This is a genomic window from Peribacillus sp. SIMBA_075 (assembly GCF_046534585.1).
In genome coordinates this window covers 184,294-198,769 of the sequence record NZ_JAWRYN010000003.1, presented here as the reverse complement: position 1 = coordinate 198,769, position 14,476 = coordinate 184,294, and the positions used below count along the sequence as shown (strand labels likewise).

12 protein-coding genes and 1 pseudogene are annotated in these 14,476 nt (G+C 41.8%); all 13 read left to right on the top strand.

What is annotated here, in order from left to right:
• The first annotated feature begins 82 nt into the window (after positions 1 to 82).
• The 13 genes and pseudogenes from prfA (at position 83) to SB775_RS04210 (ending at position 14,237) form a co-directional block, all read left to right on the top strand.
• Complete coding sequence (gene prfA / locus SB775_RS04270) at positions 83 to 1,153, top strand: peptide chain release factor 1 (protein ID WP_061465726.1); 1,071 nt, start codon at positions 83 to 85, stop codon at positions 1,151 to 1,153.
• A complete protein-coding gene (gene prmC, locus SB775_RS04265) occupies positions 1,146 to 2,015 on the top strand; it encodes a peptide chain release factor N(5)-glutamine methyltransferase (RefSeq protein ID WP_410860622.1) in 870 nt (289 codons plus the stop codon). The genes prfA and prmC overlap by 8 nt, the downstream gene beginning before the upstream one ends.
• A gap of 275 nt (positions 2,016 to 2,290) precedes the next feature.
• Positions 2,291 to 3,175 (top strand): stage II sporulation protein R, encoded by an 885-nt coding sequence (spoIIR, locus tag SB775_RS04260; RefSeq protein WP_089362029.1) that lies wholly within the window; start codon positions 2,291 to 2,293, stop codon positions 3,173 to 3,175.
• 262 nt (positions 3,176 to 3,437) lie between these two features.
• The gene (locus SB775_RS04255; protein ID WP_410860620.1) at positions 3,438 to 4,487 is read left to right on the top strand and encodes an L-threonylcarbamoyladenylate synthase; all 1,050 of its coding nucleotides are present in this window, start codon (positions 3,438 to 3,440) and stop codon (positions 4,485 to 4,487) included.
• 75 nt (positions 4,488 to 4,562) lie between these two features.
• Positions 4,563 to 5,129 (top strand): manganese efflux pump MntP, encoded by a 567-nt coding sequence (locus SB775_RS04250; protein ID WP_125159887.1) that lies wholly within the window; start codon positions 4,563 to 4,565, stop codon positions 5,127 to 5,129.
• A 146-nt stretch (positions 5,130 to 5,275) separates the two neighbouring features.
• On the top strand, positions 5,276 to 5,719 hold the full coding sequence (locus SB775_RS04245) for a low molecular weight protein arginine phosphatase (protein WP_410860619.1): 444 nt from the start codon (positions 5,276 to 5,278) through the stop codon (positions 5,717 to 5,719).
• Positions 5,720 to 5,741: 22 nt separating this feature from the next.
• Positions 5,742 to 7,030, top strand: a pseudogene (locus SB775_RS04240) (methyl-accepting chemotaxis protein).
• 127 nt (positions 7,031 to 7,157) lie between these two features.
• A complete protein-coding gene (rpiB, locus tag SB775_RS04235) occupies positions 7,158 to 7,604 on the top strand; it encodes a ribose 5-phosphate isomerase B (RefSeq protein ID WP_061465717.1) in 447 nt (148 codons plus the stop codon).
• Between the two features lie 82 nt (positions 7,605 to 7,686).
• Positions 7,687 to 8,283: a TIGR01440 family protein gene (locus SB775_RS04230; protein WP_061465714.1), complete on the top strand. Its 597-nt coding sequence runs from the start codon at positions 7,687 to 7,689 to the stop codon at positions 8,281 to 8,283.
• Between the two features lie 369 nt (positions 8,284 to 8,652).
• Complete coding sequence (locus tag SB775_RS04225; protein WP_061465713.1) at positions 8,653 to 9,894, top strand: serine hydroxymethyltransferase; 1,242 nt, start codon at positions 8,653 to 8,655, stop codon at positions 9,892 to 9,894.
• 235 nt (positions 9,895 to 10,129) lie between these two features.
• The gene (gene upp, locus SB775_RS04220) at positions 10,130 to 10,759 is read left to right on the top strand and encodes a uracil phosphoribosyltransferase (RefSeq protein ID WP_034315825.1); all 630 of its coding nucleotides are present in this window, start codon (positions 10,130 to 10,132) and stop codon (positions 10,757 to 10,759) included.
• A 22-nt stretch (positions 10,760 to 10,781) separates the two neighbouring features.
• On the top strand, positions 10,782 to 11,924 hold the full coding sequence (gene wecB / locus SB775_RS04215; RefSeq protein ID WP_410860618.1) for a non-hydrolyzing UDP-N-acetylglucosamine 2-epimerase: 1,143 nt from the start codon (positions 10,782 to 10,784) through the stop codon (positions 11,922 to 11,924).
• 84 nt (positions 11,925 to 12,008) lie between these two features.
• A complete protein-coding gene (locus SB775_RS04210) occupies positions 12,009 to 14,237 on the top strand; it encodes a S8 family serine peptidase (RefSeq protein WP_410860617.1) in 2,229 nt (742 codons plus the stop codon).
• The last annotated feature ends 239 nt before the right edge of the window (positions 14,238 to 14,476 follow it).

Sequence of the window (14,476 nt, the reverse complement as noted above, 5' to 3'; positions counted from 1 at the left end):
CTGAACTACTTATTTATAGTTAGAAAAGATGGATTACTTCCAATTCGTTTCAGATGTTTTGGAAAATTATGAGGTGAATAATTTGTTTGATCGATTGCAAGCAGTAGAAGATAGATATGAAAGATTGAATGAACTATTAAGTGACCCGGAGATCATTAATGACAATAAGAAGCTAAGGGAATATTCTAAGGAGCAATCCAGTATTCAAGAGACCGCATCGACTTATAAAGAATATAAAGCGGTTCGTGAGCAACTTCAGGAAGCTAAGGCTATGCTGGAGGACAAACTTGATGCGGATATGCGTGAAATGGTAAAAGAAGAAATCAATGAACTCGAAGAGACCATACAAGGCCTTGAGGATAAACTGAAAATATTGCTCATTCCGAAAGACCCTAACGATGATAAGAACGTAATCATGGAGATCCGCGGAGCGGCAGGCGGAGATGAAGCGGCTTTATTTGCAGGTAGCTTATACCGAATGTATAGCCGTTTTGCAGAAGTGCAGGGTTGGCGGACTGAAGTCATTGAAGCAAGTCCTACCGGGCTTGGAGGCTACAAGGAAATCATATTCATGATTAATGGCAATGGCGCTTATTCAAAATTGAAATTCGAAAATGGAGCCCATCGGGTTCAGCGAGTGCCTGAAACTGAATCAGGTGGACGAATTCATACATCTACAGCAACGGTTGCCGTTTTGCCCGAAGCTGAGGAAGTGGAAGTCGAGATCCATGATAAGGATGTTCGTGTCGATACCTTTGCATCAAGCGGTCCTGGAGGGCAAAGTGTCAATACGACCATGTCAGCGGTGCGATTGACTCATATTCCGACTAATACGGTTGTATCCTGTCAAGATGAAAAATCACAAATCAAGAACAAAGAAAAAGCGATGAAGGTTTTGCGTGCCAGGGTGTATGATAAAATCCATCGCGAAGTGCAGGCGGAATATGATCAAAATAGGAAGCTTGCTGTTGGTACGGGCGATCGTTCCGAAAGGATTCGCACGTATAACTTCCCGCAAAACCGCGTTACTGACCACCGCATTGGTTTAACGATTCAAAAGCTGGATCAAATCATGGAAGGTAAACTGGATGATGTCGTGGATGCTTTAATCATGGAAGACCAATCTTCAAGGCTGGAAAATGCAGATGAATAATTCTGGCCTGAAAGTGTTTGAAGCCCTTAAGTGGGCTTCTTCTTTTTTAAAGGAAAATGATCGTGACGCCAATGCAGGGGAAATCCTGTTACAGCATTTATTAAAACAAACGCGCTCCCAGCTACTAGCCAACCTTCATGATGAGCTTAGTGAAGATGATTTTGGACAATTTAAGGCAGCTATTGAGCTTCACGCTCATGGAACACCCATCCAATATATAATAGGCAGTGAAGAATTTTATGGACGGACCTTCTTTGTAAATGAGGAAGTGCTGATACCGAGACCTGAAACGGAAGAATTGATTTATTATACATTACGTAAGCTCCCGGCCATTTTTATGGAGGGACAGAAGCTCCGATTAGCGGATATTGGGACGGGCAGCGGTGCAATCGCCATTACGATGAAACTTGAAAAAACAAGCTTGTTGGTGATGGCCACGGACATAGCAGATCCTTCACTTGAAGTAGCGAGGGAAAATGCTGAATCACTTGGTGCCGAAGTGCAGTTCATGCAGGGTGATTTGCTTCAGCCTTTCATTAACACGAACCAGAAGGTGGACATCCTTTTATCGAATCCGCCATATATACCAAATGATGATCAAAAATCCATGTCTGTAGTCGTAACAGGCCATGAACCACATCGTGCATTATTTGCTGGTGTCGACGGGCTGGATTTTTACCGCCGTTTTATGGAACAGTTACCTCTAATCATGAATGTGCCTGGACTGATCGGTTTTGAAGTGGGTACTGGACAGGGTCAGGCGGTTGCCGATTTATTGAAGCGAACCTTTCCCGCCGCAGAAGTATCCATTGTAAATGACATTAACGAAAAAGATAGAATGGTCTTTGCCGTATTAAAATAATTCGTCTCTTCTTTGGGACGGAAAGCGAGTGCCCTGCGTTCCAATCAACGTTCTAATAGTGCAAACCCTCAAAAAAAAGTAGGCAAAAAAATCAATAAAATATCGAGTTGGTCTACAGTCTGGATCCGTCTCTACTTAGAGGCGGTTTTTTTTTATAATCTCCCCCCTCACTATCCAATTGGAATCTATATTTCCAACTATCAACTTTTTTGATTTTTACTAGTTTAAGATAGCTGGAAAATGGTGAGACTAATTCATGTGAGGGGGCGAAGGCGATGAAAACTAAACATTTAGCCATTATTTATCTATTAATCTTAACTATAGGAACGATCGTAAGTATATATATGCCTAAAGCGGAAATGGTCGGTGCAGAGGAAACGATGGTGATCCCGGATGAGGCGATTCGTCTGCGGATACTTGCTAATAGTGATACAGAAGAGGATCAATCGGTTAAGCGGCTGATTAGGGACGAGGTAAATAAAGATATCACAAAGTGGGTCGAGGAGCTTACTTCTTTGGATGACGCGAGGGATGTGATCACCTCACATCTGCCGGATATCCAGGCCACGGCTGAGGCGGTTATAAAGGAACATGGTTTGGAACAGTCAGTAAAAGTAGATTTTGGACAAGCAGAATTTCCAACAAAACTTTACGGGCAGTATTTATATCCGGCAGGGGATTATGAAGCTGTGATCATTACACTGGGTGAAGGGGAAGGGGCTAATTGGTGGTGTGTGTTATTTCCTCCATTATGTTTCTTGGATTTTTCAAATGGGACGGCTGTAAGTCAAAGTCCGATTGTCGAGGATGAAGAGAAAGAATCCGTAACTTCGGGAGGGAAGGCTTATGCTGCAACGAATGAAGAGAAAGAACCTGTTCAGGAGGAAGAAGTTGAAGAAAAGGTAAAAGATGAAAGTGTAAAAGAGGAAGTACCGGAAGAAACGGTAAAGGTTATCGAGCCTGAGGTAAAAGAAGAAGTGACAGAAGTAAAGGGGAACGAGGAAGTAACGGAGGAAGTCATTGATGGGAATGTTAAGGAAAACAAAGAGAAGCAGCTTGCAGCATCCAATGAACAGGGGCAACAATTATATGAAGGTGAAAAGGAGCCTGAGGTAGAAGTGAAGTCCTTATTTGCAGAAATCTTCAATGAGCTTTTTTAAGATCAGATAATTTAAAAAACATATCCACAGGGTTATTAACAAAAAATCAAAAAAGTCTGTCATTAATCTTTAATATCCACAAACTTATCCACGGATTCGATATAGTTATCCCCAATTTGTGGATAACACTTGAATTATGTGTATACTTCTTTTATACTTTCAAAGTATCTTTTAAGTAAAATTAGTAAGATAAGTTGAAAATATCGTTCATATAAAAGCAATCATATAAAATAAGAAATGTTAAAAGGCGATGGTGTTAAAAATGAAAACGAAAGTTTGGTCAGTGGATAAAAATGTGGATAATTTACAAAGTTATCCCCAGATTACACAATCAGCTGAATTATTAATGGCTAATCAAGTGGTTGCCTTTCCTACAGAGACCGTTTATGGACTAGGCGCGAATGCCAAAAGTGACGAGGCGGTCAAAAAAGTGTTTGAAGCAAAAGGGCGTCCGAGTGATAATCCTTTAATCGTTCATATAGCCTCAGATGACCAGTTGTCAGGTATTGTAGAAGAGATCCCGGTAAAGGCACGGAAGCTAATGGCGGAATTTTGGCCGGGTCCTTTGACTTTGATCATGAAACGAAAACCGGGCCAGCTATCAACCCTTGTTACAGCTGGATTGGACACGGTGGCTGTCAGGATGCCAGATCATCAGGTTGCCCTCGGTCTTATTCGTGCGAGTGATTTGCCCATTGCGGCTCCAAGTGCAAATACTTCAGGAAAACCAAGCCCCACCTCAGCCAAACATGTTGAAGATGACTTGATGGGCCGGATTGCAGGCATTGTCGATGGCGGTACTACGGGTGTGGGCGTAGAATCCACAGTACTGGATTGCACTGTGGAAGTCCCTGTTATTTTAAGGCCTGGTGGGGTGACCTTGGAACAGTTGGAAGCGGTAATAGGAGAAGTTAGGCAAGATGTCGCTTTGAAGAATCAGGAAACGGCGCCAAAAGCTCCGGGCATGAAATATACCCACTATGCTCCAAAAGCCCCTCTATTTTTAGTCAAGGGTAATCAATCTTTCCTTCAGAAGCTTGTGAATGAAAAAAGAAATGACGGGTTAAAGGTAGGCATCATAACGGCTTTAGAACATCAACAGGATTATAATGCGGATTATGTGGTTGCCCCAGGTTCTTTATCGGATTTACATACAGTTGCGACAGGCTTATATGATACTTTACGACAATTTGATGAGCTGGAGGTCGATATCATTTTCAGTGAAATGTTTCCTGACCGCGGTATCGGGGCTGCTGTCATGAACCGGCTTGAGAAGGCGGCAGGTCATCAAATCATCGACGAACAAGTGTAACAAGGACTGATTTATTCTTCTATTTCTTTTCGGACATGCATAACATGTAATAGGCACGTCCGAGGGAGGATTGGAATGAATACATTTGCTGGGGAAATCATCACCTTATTGCTCATGGCATTCGCGTTGGGAATGGATGCCTTTTCCGTCGGCCTAGGAATGGGAATGTTTAAGCTAAGGTTGAGGCAAGTATTTTTTATAGGGCTGATAGTAGGTATTTTTCATATTTGGATGCCCTTGCTTGGTATGGGGGCTGGTCGTTTCATTTCAGAAAAATTCGGGACCTTTGCTACATACGCCGGAGGTCTCTTGTTGATCATTCTTGGTATACAGATGTTCATCCCGGGTAAAAAGGGTGAAGCTGATGCCAGGGGAATTAAGATGCTGGCTCCTGTCGGGAAAGGCTTATTCATTTTTGCTTTAGGGGTAAGCCTGGATAGCTTCTCAGTAGGATTAACCCTGGGGATTTACGGTGCGAAAACGATTATAACCATTCTTTGTTTTGGGTTGGCTGCCACTCTGTTAACGTGGGGAGGGCTATTACTGGGTAGAAAAATACAGGGGGTGCTCGGAGTTTATAGTGAGATTCTTGGCGGAAGCATCCTGTGTGCGTTTGGATTAAAATTATTGTTCTCTTTTTAAATCCACTTGACCTCATACCTTTCCTTCCTCAACTGTTCCGATTATCGGGACGGTTTTTATTTTTCTCATGACATAAAGAGAGTGTTTATTTTTTTGCCTATATAGAACGGGCGATAGCTTATAATGAATAAAAAGGAGGCGTTAATATGATCCGAGTATTATTTGTATGTACAGGTAACACATGCAGAAGCCCCATGGCAGAAGCGATATTAAAAAATAAGCATATTGCAGGTGTTGAAGTGAAGTCCGCTGGTGTTTATGCTTCAATGGGCCAGGATGCTTCCATGCATGCTAAAAATGTATTGGTTGAGAATGACATAGTGCATAATCATCATTCAACGCCTTTATCCGAGAAGGAAATGGAGTGGGCGACTCATATTTTCACCATGACGGAAGGGCATAAAGCGGTCATTATCCGTACATATCCTAAGATGATCGATAAGACTTTTACTTTAAAAGAATTCGTTATTGACGATAAATATGATAGAGACATAATAGATCCGTTTGGCGGTTCTGAAGGCATCTATCGGGAAACCTTCAGGGAGCTGCAGGAATTAATAGAAGAATTAGTCATAAGGCTGAAAGAGTAAACAGTCTACAGGGGGGAGCGGTATGGAGGAAAGAACACATTATAAGTTTGGCTTGCGAAAAAAATTGGTTATCTTCACTACAGTCCTTGCTCTGATCACCTATTCAACCTCGGCATTTTTTATTTTCGTGATCCATCCAATGTTTTTTGAAAAAACGAGTTCGCTAAGTTTTAGTGTAGGGACGCTTTCATTAGGCATATTTTGGTCGGGGATTCTTTCGTTTTTTGCTTCTGGTCTTATTACTAAACCACTAAAAAGACTAGAAAAAGCCGTATTAAGTGCTGCTGATGGAAGTATAAACGAAGAAGTGGTGTTATCGAAGACGGATGATGAAATCCGTTCATTAGGCACTGCTTTCAATCATATGCTTTCTAACCTTAAGGACATGGTTCGGAATATTGAAGAGAACTTCCGTGAGACCAACAAAAAAGTCCTCCATATCTCTCAAGAATCTTCAAAAGCATCCGAAAAGGCAGATAATATAGCAAGAACCATAGAGGAAATCTCAAAAGGGGCGGATACATCTGCCGCTTCCATCATGAATACTGCTGAATCCATTGATGATGTCGTCATGATTGCCAAAAAGGTTCAAAGCAAAGCACAGGAATCCGTTGGACTATCCAGTGATATGGCGACAGAACTTGTTCAGAGCAAAGCGTAGTCAATTCCTTGGTTCATGGCATTAAACAATTGGCTAAAGAAAATCAAAAGTCGCTGAAAACAGTCAATCGTTTAGAGGAAAATGCAAAAAAGGTAGAGCAAATCATCGAACTTGTCGGCGAGATTGCGGCACAGACGAACCTGCTGGCATTGAATGCTTCCATTGAAGCTGCACGGGCAGGAGAACATGGAAAAGGGTTCGCAGTTGTAGCCGAAGAAGTCCGGTTGTTAGCTGATCAGAGTGCAAAAGCTGTTCAGGGCATTTCGAACCTGGTTCAAAATATTCAAGATGAGGTCCAGGCAGTTGTGAAACAAATCGGCGATCAGGTCATATCGGCAAATGAAGAAGCCCAAAAAGGGACAAATACGGATATAGCGATAGAAGGAATGACAAAAACGGTACATAATGTGGTCGTTGCAGTAAAAGATATTACTGAGCTTGTTGACCGTCAAATGGAAAGTGTAGAAGAAACATCTAGGCAGTCCCAAGAGGTGGCTGCCATTGCAGAAGAAACATCTGCTGGAGCGGAAGAAGTAACAGCTATGACGAGCGAACAAGCAATAGTCATGGAAAACGTCAAAAAATCGGCGATGGACCTTAAAGTGCAAGCGGAAAAGTTGAATGGGACCATTACACGCTTTAACACTTGACATTTTTCAGCAGGAAACCTTAGTTGGTTTCCTGCTTCTTTACGGGAGAAAAAGGTTGGCCGTCCTTTATCTTTTCATAATTTTGTGACACAATAAAATCAAATAAAAAAGCTAGGGGAGGATTTTGATGAAAGTTGCGATTGCTTCGGATCATGGTGGCATACATATCCGTGAAGAAATAAAGAATTTAATGAATGAATTACAGATTCCATTTGAGGACTTTGGCTGTGAATGCAGTACGTCAGTGGATTATCCGGATTATGCATTGCCGGTTGCAGAAAAAGTTGCAAAGGGTGAGTTCGATCGGGGGATTTTAATCTGTGGTACTGGAATTGGAATGAGCATTGCGGCTAATAAGGTCAAAGGGATACGTTGTGCATTGGTTCATGATGTCTATAGTGCAAAGTTGACCCGTCAGCATAATGATACCAATATGTTAGCTATGGGGGAACGTGTCATTGGGCCGGGTCTTGCCAGGGAAATTGCACAAACATGGCTGACTTCGGAATTCGAAGGCGGACGTCATCAAAACAGGATTGGTAAGATAGCGGAGTATGAAGGTAAACACAGCTAATCGTTAAGGTTCTGGAAAAGAATTTAGAGAGTCCACTCTTTTCTTCCAATAGCAAGTTTTCTTATTGAAAGGATGCGTTTTCATGACAAATGATGCTATATTTTCGAATGAACTTGAGATATGGGAAAACCAGTTTCGGAAACTATTACATGAGTTTCAAGAAGAGGCAGCTTTAAAAGAAAACCAGCTACTGGTAATCGGCTGCAGTACAAGTGAAGTGATCGGAAAACGAATCGGTACGGAAGGGACGCTCGACGTTGCGGGGATGGTTTATTCCGTAGTGAGGGATTTTCAAGAAAAAACGGGCATTCAGGTTGCATATCAATGTTGTGAGCATCTAAATAGGGCCCTGGTTTTGAAAAGGGAAACCGCAGTGCGAAACGATTATGAAGAAGTTTCGGTTGTGCCGGTCAGAACAGCTGGTGGATCGATGGCAACGTTCGCCTATCAACAATGGAAGGATGCTGTCGTCGTTGAGCATATTAAAGCGGAAGCGGGGATAGACATTGGGGATACCTTCATTGGCATGCATTTAAAGCATGTGGCGGTTCCAGTTCGATCTGCCATTAAAGAAATAGGACATGCACATGTGACCATGGCAAAAACCCGCCCGAAACTAATAGGCGGGGAACGGGCCGTTTATCAGGACCTCATTGAAAACAAGAGTTGTACTTTATAGGTAAAGTTAGACAGCATTTCTCGGGTGGGGAATGCTGTTTTTCGTATAGAATGATAGCGGAAGTGTAAAGCTTAAGATAATGTTCACAAAAAATCCTTATTTTTTTAGTGCCAATAAAATGGTTTTTTCGCTGATTAAATATAGGGTAAAAGAGCTATTTAACTTAATTTAACTGTTAAATACGAACGTTTTTTAATAAAAAAACATCTAATGTTCGATAAAATTAGACTATCACTTCTAAATTAGACATGTTAAAATGGAGTAGAATTTTCTAATTATTATTGGTAAGGCTTTTTCATGTCTTTTAGAAGGCATGTTGCACATAAATCTAAAAAGCGAATCACGCACAATTTGGGGAGGAATTACGGAATGGATCGTTTAGCAAAGCAAGATGAGCAAGTGTTTAACGCAATTCAACTGGAATTAGGGCGTCAAAGAAGTAAGATTGAGCTTATTGCTTCTGAGAACTTCGTAAGTGAAGCTGTCATGGAAGCGCAAGGGTCGGTCTTAACTAATAAGTATGCAGAAGGATACCCTGGAAAACGTTACTATGGCGGATGTGAGTATGTTGACATCGTTGAAGATCTAGCACGTGAGCGTGCAAAAGAAATTTTCGGCGGGGAGTATGTAAACGTACAGCCTCACTCTGGAGCTCAAGCTAATATGGCCGTTTACTTTACAGTACTTCAAACTGGCGACACAGTGCTTGGGATGAACCTTTCTCATGGCGGCCACTTAACACATGGAAGTCCAGTTAACTTCAGTGGTGTTAACTACAATTTTGTTGAATATGGTGTAGACGAACAAGATCACCGTATTGATTACAATGATGTATTGGAGAAAGCCCGTCAGCATAAACCGAAATTGATCGTAGCTGGTGCAAGTGCATATCCACGTGAAATTGATTTCAAGCGATTCCGTGAAATTGCAGATGAAGTTGGAGCTTATTTAATGGTCGATATGGCGCATATCGCAGGTTTAGTTGCAGCAGGATTGCATCAAAGTCCAATTCCTTATGCAGACTTTGTAACGACAACTACTCACAAAACACTTCGCGGACCACGCGGAGGAATGATCATCTGTAAAGAAGAATTCGGTAAGAAAATTGATAAATCCATTTTCCCTGGTATTCAAGGTGGGCCATTGATGCATGTGATATCCGCTAAGGCTGTTGCATTCGGCGAAGCGCTTCAAGATGATTTTAAAGTGTATGCACAACAAATCATCGATAATGCTAAACGCTTGGGCGAAGGCTTGAAGAAAGAAGGATTCACCCTTGTTTCTGATGGAACGGACAATCACTTGATTCTTCTTGATGTGCGCTCAACAGGATTAACAGGAAAAATCGCAGAACATGTTTTGGATGAAATCGGTATTACAGTTAACAAAAATGCGATTCCTTATGATCCGGAAAAACCATTCGTTACAAGTGGTATTCGTATTGGGACTGCTGCAGTGACATCGCGTGGCTTCGGGTTGGAAGACATGGATGAAATAGCTTCAATCATCGGACTTGTTTTAAAAAATAATGAAGACGAAGCTAAACTTGAAGAAGCAAAACAGCGCGTTGAATCATTAACGAGCAAATTTGAATTATATCCTTCAATGTAATATCGGAGCCGCTCCCTTTTAAAGGGAGTGGTTTTTTTGTACTTTAAAGAAGGTGAGTATATTAGAATAGTGCGAATAGTAAAAAAGGTCTGACATCTAAACCTTTATTGAAGATTGAAACATTTTTCTGTAAAATAGGTTGAAGTGAATTATAAAAGACACGACAATTTTTCTATTCAATTAGGGAAATCATAAAAAAGCGCAAAAATAAGCAATGGAATTGGAGAGATGCTGAATGGGAAAAGTTTATGTTTTCGATCACCCGTTAATTCAACACAAATTAGCCTATATACGTGATATAAATACAGGAACAAAAGAATTCCGCGAACTAGTGGACGAAGTTGCATCATTGATGGCATTTGAAATTACAAGGGATATGCCACTGGAAGAGGTGGAAATCCAAACACCTGTAAGCACGGCGAAAGTGAAAATGCTTTCTGGTAAAAAAGTGGGGATCGTCCCGATTTTACGTGCAGGCATAGGGATGGTGGACGGAATCATTAAACTGATTCCAGCTGCAAAGGTCGGGCATGTTGGACTTTACCGTGATCCTGAAACATTGAAACCAGTTGAATATTATGCGAAAATGCCAAGTGATTTGGCAGAAAGAGAATGCATTGTCGTTGACCCGATGTTAGCAACTGGCGGTTCAGCCATCGAAGCGATCCATTCCATTAAAAAGCGCGGTGCAGTCAACATTAAATTCATGTGTTTGATCGCAGCGCCAGAGGGTGTAGAAGCACTAAAAGAAGCCCATCCTGATGTTGATATTTATATTGCGGGACTTGACGAAAAACTGAATGAACATGGTTATATCGTTCCGGGTCTTGGAGATGCAGGAGATCGTTTATTCGGCACAAAATAAGAAAGAAACTGAGGTGTCACGAATGAACAAACCGATAAAGGTCATGACAATTTTCGGGACGAGACCAGAAGCTGTCAAAATGGCTCCCTTAGTACTCGAATTTCAAAAACACCCAGAATATTTCAAGCCGATCGTTGCTGTTACGGCTCAGCATCGCCAAATGTTAGATCAAGTTCTCGAATTATTTTCCATTCAGCCGGATTATGACTTGAACATAATGAAGGAAAGGCAAACGCTTGCTGACATTACAACAAGAGCATTAAATGGTCTTGATTCCGTAATGAAGGACGCTAAACCCGATATTGTTCTTGTCCACGGTGATACAACCACAACGTTTGTCGCAAGTCTGGCTGCTTTTTATAATCAGATCGTCATTGGTCATGTAGAAGCTGGGCTGCGCACATGGAATAAGTATTCCCCTTATCCGGAAGAGATGAATCGGCAGCTTACCGGTACGATGGCGGATTTGCATTTTGCACCGACTTCAAAAGCGGAGGAGAATCTGCTGAACGAAAACAAGAAAGACAATATCTTCGTGACGGGAAATACCGCAACAGATGCTTTAAAAACGACTGTGCGGTCCACATATTCCCATCCGGTTTTAAATGGACTTGGAGAAGACAGGCTCATTTTACTTACCGCCCACCGCAGAGAAAATCTAGGCGAACCCATGAGGAATATCTTTAGGGCCGTCAAGAGAATCATTGCTGAGCATGAGGACGTTCAAGTGGTTTATCCAGTCCATTTGAATCCTCTTGTTCAAGAATTAGCAAACGAAATTCTCGGGGACGATCCACGGGTACATTTAATCGAGCCGCTGGATGTATTGGATTTCCATAACTTCGCTTCAAGAGCTTATCTGATTTTGACCGATTCTGGAGGAATCCAAGAAGAGGCACCGTCACTAGGTGTACCTGTTCTTGTTTTGAGGGATGCGACTGAACGCCCAGAGGGAATTGCAGCTGGAACCTTAAGGTTGTCGGGTACTGATGAACAAACCATATTCAATATGGCACATGAATTGCTCACCAATCGAGGGGAACACGAAAAAATGTCCAAGGCTTCAAATCCATATGGGGATGGAAATGCTTCGGCCCGTATTGCTGAAGCCATCCGATACTATTTTAAGCAAATAAATATACCGCCAACTAGATTTGATTCATAAAAAAGGAAAAGCCACGTGGCTTTTCCTTTTTTATTTGCATACTCCAAGGTTGTTGAGAAAAGATAACTGCTAAGGGGGGTGCTTATGTTGGGAAAGAAAACGTTCATAGTGTTTGTTTTCGTTTTTATATGTATTTATTCAAATGAAAAGGGATTGGCGTCCGTCACTCTGCCGCCTTTACCAAAAATATCTGAAGCTAAGGAAGTAACGGTAGTTGTCACTTTGGATAGGGAAATTCAGCAAAAAAAGATCAGTAAACTGATTGAAAAATATCCTTCCCTTCAATTGCGGAATGTTTATTCGGTTGCCCTGAATGGTTTTTCTTTACATGGGAAACTGAATGAAATAGAACAACTCAAAAAGGAGAATGAAATTCAGACTGTAACGGAAGTATCCATGTATCATGCCGTGTTGGATAAAAGTGTGCCATACATAGGAGGAGGCAGGGTGAGGGGGTTCTTCGATAAGGAGAATCATCGAATCACCGGGAAAGGGGTAAAAGTAGGAATCATCGATACTGGAATTGATTATACACACCCAGATTTAGACCGTGCTTACAAAGGAGGGAAGGATCTAGTTGATGGTGATGAGGACCCGATGGAAACCAAAAATCAAGGCGATCTGGATACATTGCATGGGACTCATGTGGCAGGTATCATTGCGGCCAATGGAAAAATGAAAGGAGTCGCGCCAGAAGCGGAGATATATGCATATCGGGCTTTGGGACCAGGTGGTGCAGGAGATACAGAGCAAGTCTTGACTGCTATTGAGTCGGCCATGAAGGATAATGTGGATGTATTGAACCTCTCTCTGGGGAATAACGTCAATGGCCCTGATTTACCTATTTCTCTTGCTTTGAATAAGGTTGTGGAAAGCGGGATCGTTGCCGTGACATCAAACGGGAATTCCGGTCCGGCTGTTTGGACCGTCGGATCACCCGGAACAGCAGAAAAAGCGATTTCCGTTGGGGCATCGACTCCCCCCTTAAGGGTTCCATATATGGTTTACGGACTTGGCTCGAAAAAGTATCAATCTCACTTAACCTTGTTTCAAGGCTCCAAAAAGTGGAACCTGACATTTTCCGAGGATGTCATATATGGGGGATTGGGAAATGAAAGAGACCTGAAGCATGTTCAGGATAAGATTGTGTTGTTGGAGCGAGGCACACTTACTTTTCAGCAAAAAGTATCCAATGCGGAAAAGGCAGGTGCAAAAGGGGTAATTGTTTATAATAATACGAGCGGGACCTTTACTGGAACCTTGGAAAAAGAAATGAATATACCAGCTGCTTCTATTAATAGAAGAGATGGGTTGCAACTTAAGCAAGTTATGGAGCAAGATCACAGTAAAACCGTTCAATTTGTTTATAAGAATGAACAAGATAGGCTCGCTGATTTTAGCTCTAGGGGACCGGTAACCGTATCATGGGAAATAAAGCCTGACGTATTGGCACCAGGAGTGGAAATTGAAAGCACCATTCCTAAAGGATATATGTCCCTGGATGGAACAAGTATGTCCGCGCCGCATGTTGCAGGAGCATGCGCTTTAATCCTGCAAAAACACCCGGAATGGACTCCAGATCAAGTGAAATCTGCGTTGATGAGTACTTCCAAGCCATTGAGGAAATCTGGAAAACAATTGTATCATACATACGAACAGGGGGCTGGGCGCATCCAGATCGACGAGGCTCTAAAAGCGGATACGCTCTTGAATCCAAGTTCATTGTCATTCGGGATGTATACAAAAAAAGATGGAATTGAAGAGCATCATGAAACGATAGTCATTGAAAATACCGGAAAGAACATGATGAAGTACTCTTTTATGGTCCCATTAAAAGAGACGGGACTCACTTGGGAATTGCCGAAATCCCTTACTTTGAATCCAAAGGAAAAGAAAACGATTAAAGTGGGACTGCAGGTCAACCCAGCCAAGCTGAGGAAAGGAGTCTTTGATGGATACCTTATTATAATGGAAGGAACCAAAAGAATATCCCTTCCTTATTTATATGTAAAAGAAGAACCTGATTATCCAAGGGTAATGGGTTTTGATTTTGGCCAAGGAGACCAGAAAGACACATATCGATACGAAATGTACCTTCCCCGGGGGGCTGATGAATTCGGGGTTGCCCTATATGAAGAAGATAGCTTGAAATTCGTGGGATATTTGGATTGGTCGAGACCGGCACCTTCCGGTTTGATCAAAAAAGAAGTGTTGAAAAAGAACTTGCCGCCTAAAGGAGTGTATAAAGCAATAATTTTTGCCAGGAAGGGCGGAAGGGAAGATCGGATAGAAAAGACGTTACTTATTGAGTGAACTCGGGACAATAAGTAAAATAAAACGCTTGTCAATAGTATAAAAAAGATAATTTGTGAACAATTCGTTAATAATTACAAACCTGTGACAAATTTCACTAACCACTCATTGACAATGATTCTTGCCTATTGTATGCTAACAAAGGATATAGAATGAGAGGGGTTTCATACGTAAATAACGTGTCAAAAAGAAGTTTATTATTGACTTTTTAATTGGACTTGTTACGGGAAACTTCACCT

What these genes read in the sequence shown, in the direction of transcription:
- prmC (WP_410860622.1), top strand. Translation starts at nt 1,146, where the DNA reads ATGAATAATTCTGGCCTGAAAGTGTTTGAAGCCCTTAAGTGGGCTTCT.
- spoIIR (WP_089362029.1), top strand. Translation starts at nt 2,291, where the DNA reads ATGAAAACTAAACATTTAGCCATTATTTATCTATTAATCTTAACTATA.
- SB775_RS04255 (WP_410860620.1), top strand. Translation starts at nt 3,438, where the DNA reads ATGAAAACGAAAGTTTGGTCAGTGGATAAAAATGTGGATAATTTACAA.
- SB775_RS04250 (WP_125159887.1), top strand. Translation starts at nt 4,563, where the DNA reads ATGAATACATTTGCTGGGGAAATCATCACCTTATTGCTCATGGCATTC.
- SB775_RS04245 (WP_410860619.1), top strand. Translation starts at nt 5,276, where the DNA reads ATGATCCGAGTATTATTTGTATGTACAGGTAACACATGCAGAAGCCCC.
- rpiB (WP_061465717.1), top strand. Translation starts at nt 7,158, where the DNA reads ATGAAAGTTGCGATTGCTTCGGATCATGGTGGCATACATATCCGTGAA.
- SB775_RS04230 (WP_061465714.1), top strand. Translation starts at nt 7,687, where the DNA reads ATGACAAATGATGCTATATTTTCGAATGAACTTGAGATATGGGAAAAC.
- SB775_RS04225 (WP_061465713.1), top strand. Translation starts at nt 8,653, where the DNA reads ATGGATCGTTTAGCAAAGCAAGATGAGCAAGTGTTTAACGCAATTCAA.
- upp (WP_034315825.1), top strand. Translation starts at nt 10,130, where the DNA reads ATGGGAAAAGTTTATGTTTTCGATCACCCGTTAATTCAACACAAATTA.
- wecB (WP_410860618.1), top strand. Translation starts at nt 10,782, where the DNA reads ATGAACAAACCGATAAAGGTCATGACAATTTTCGGGACGAGACCAGAA.
- SB775_RS04210 (WP_410860617.1), top strand. Translation starts at nt 12,009, where the DNA reads ATGTTGGGAAAGAAAACGTTCATAGTGTTTGTTTTCGTTTTTATATGT.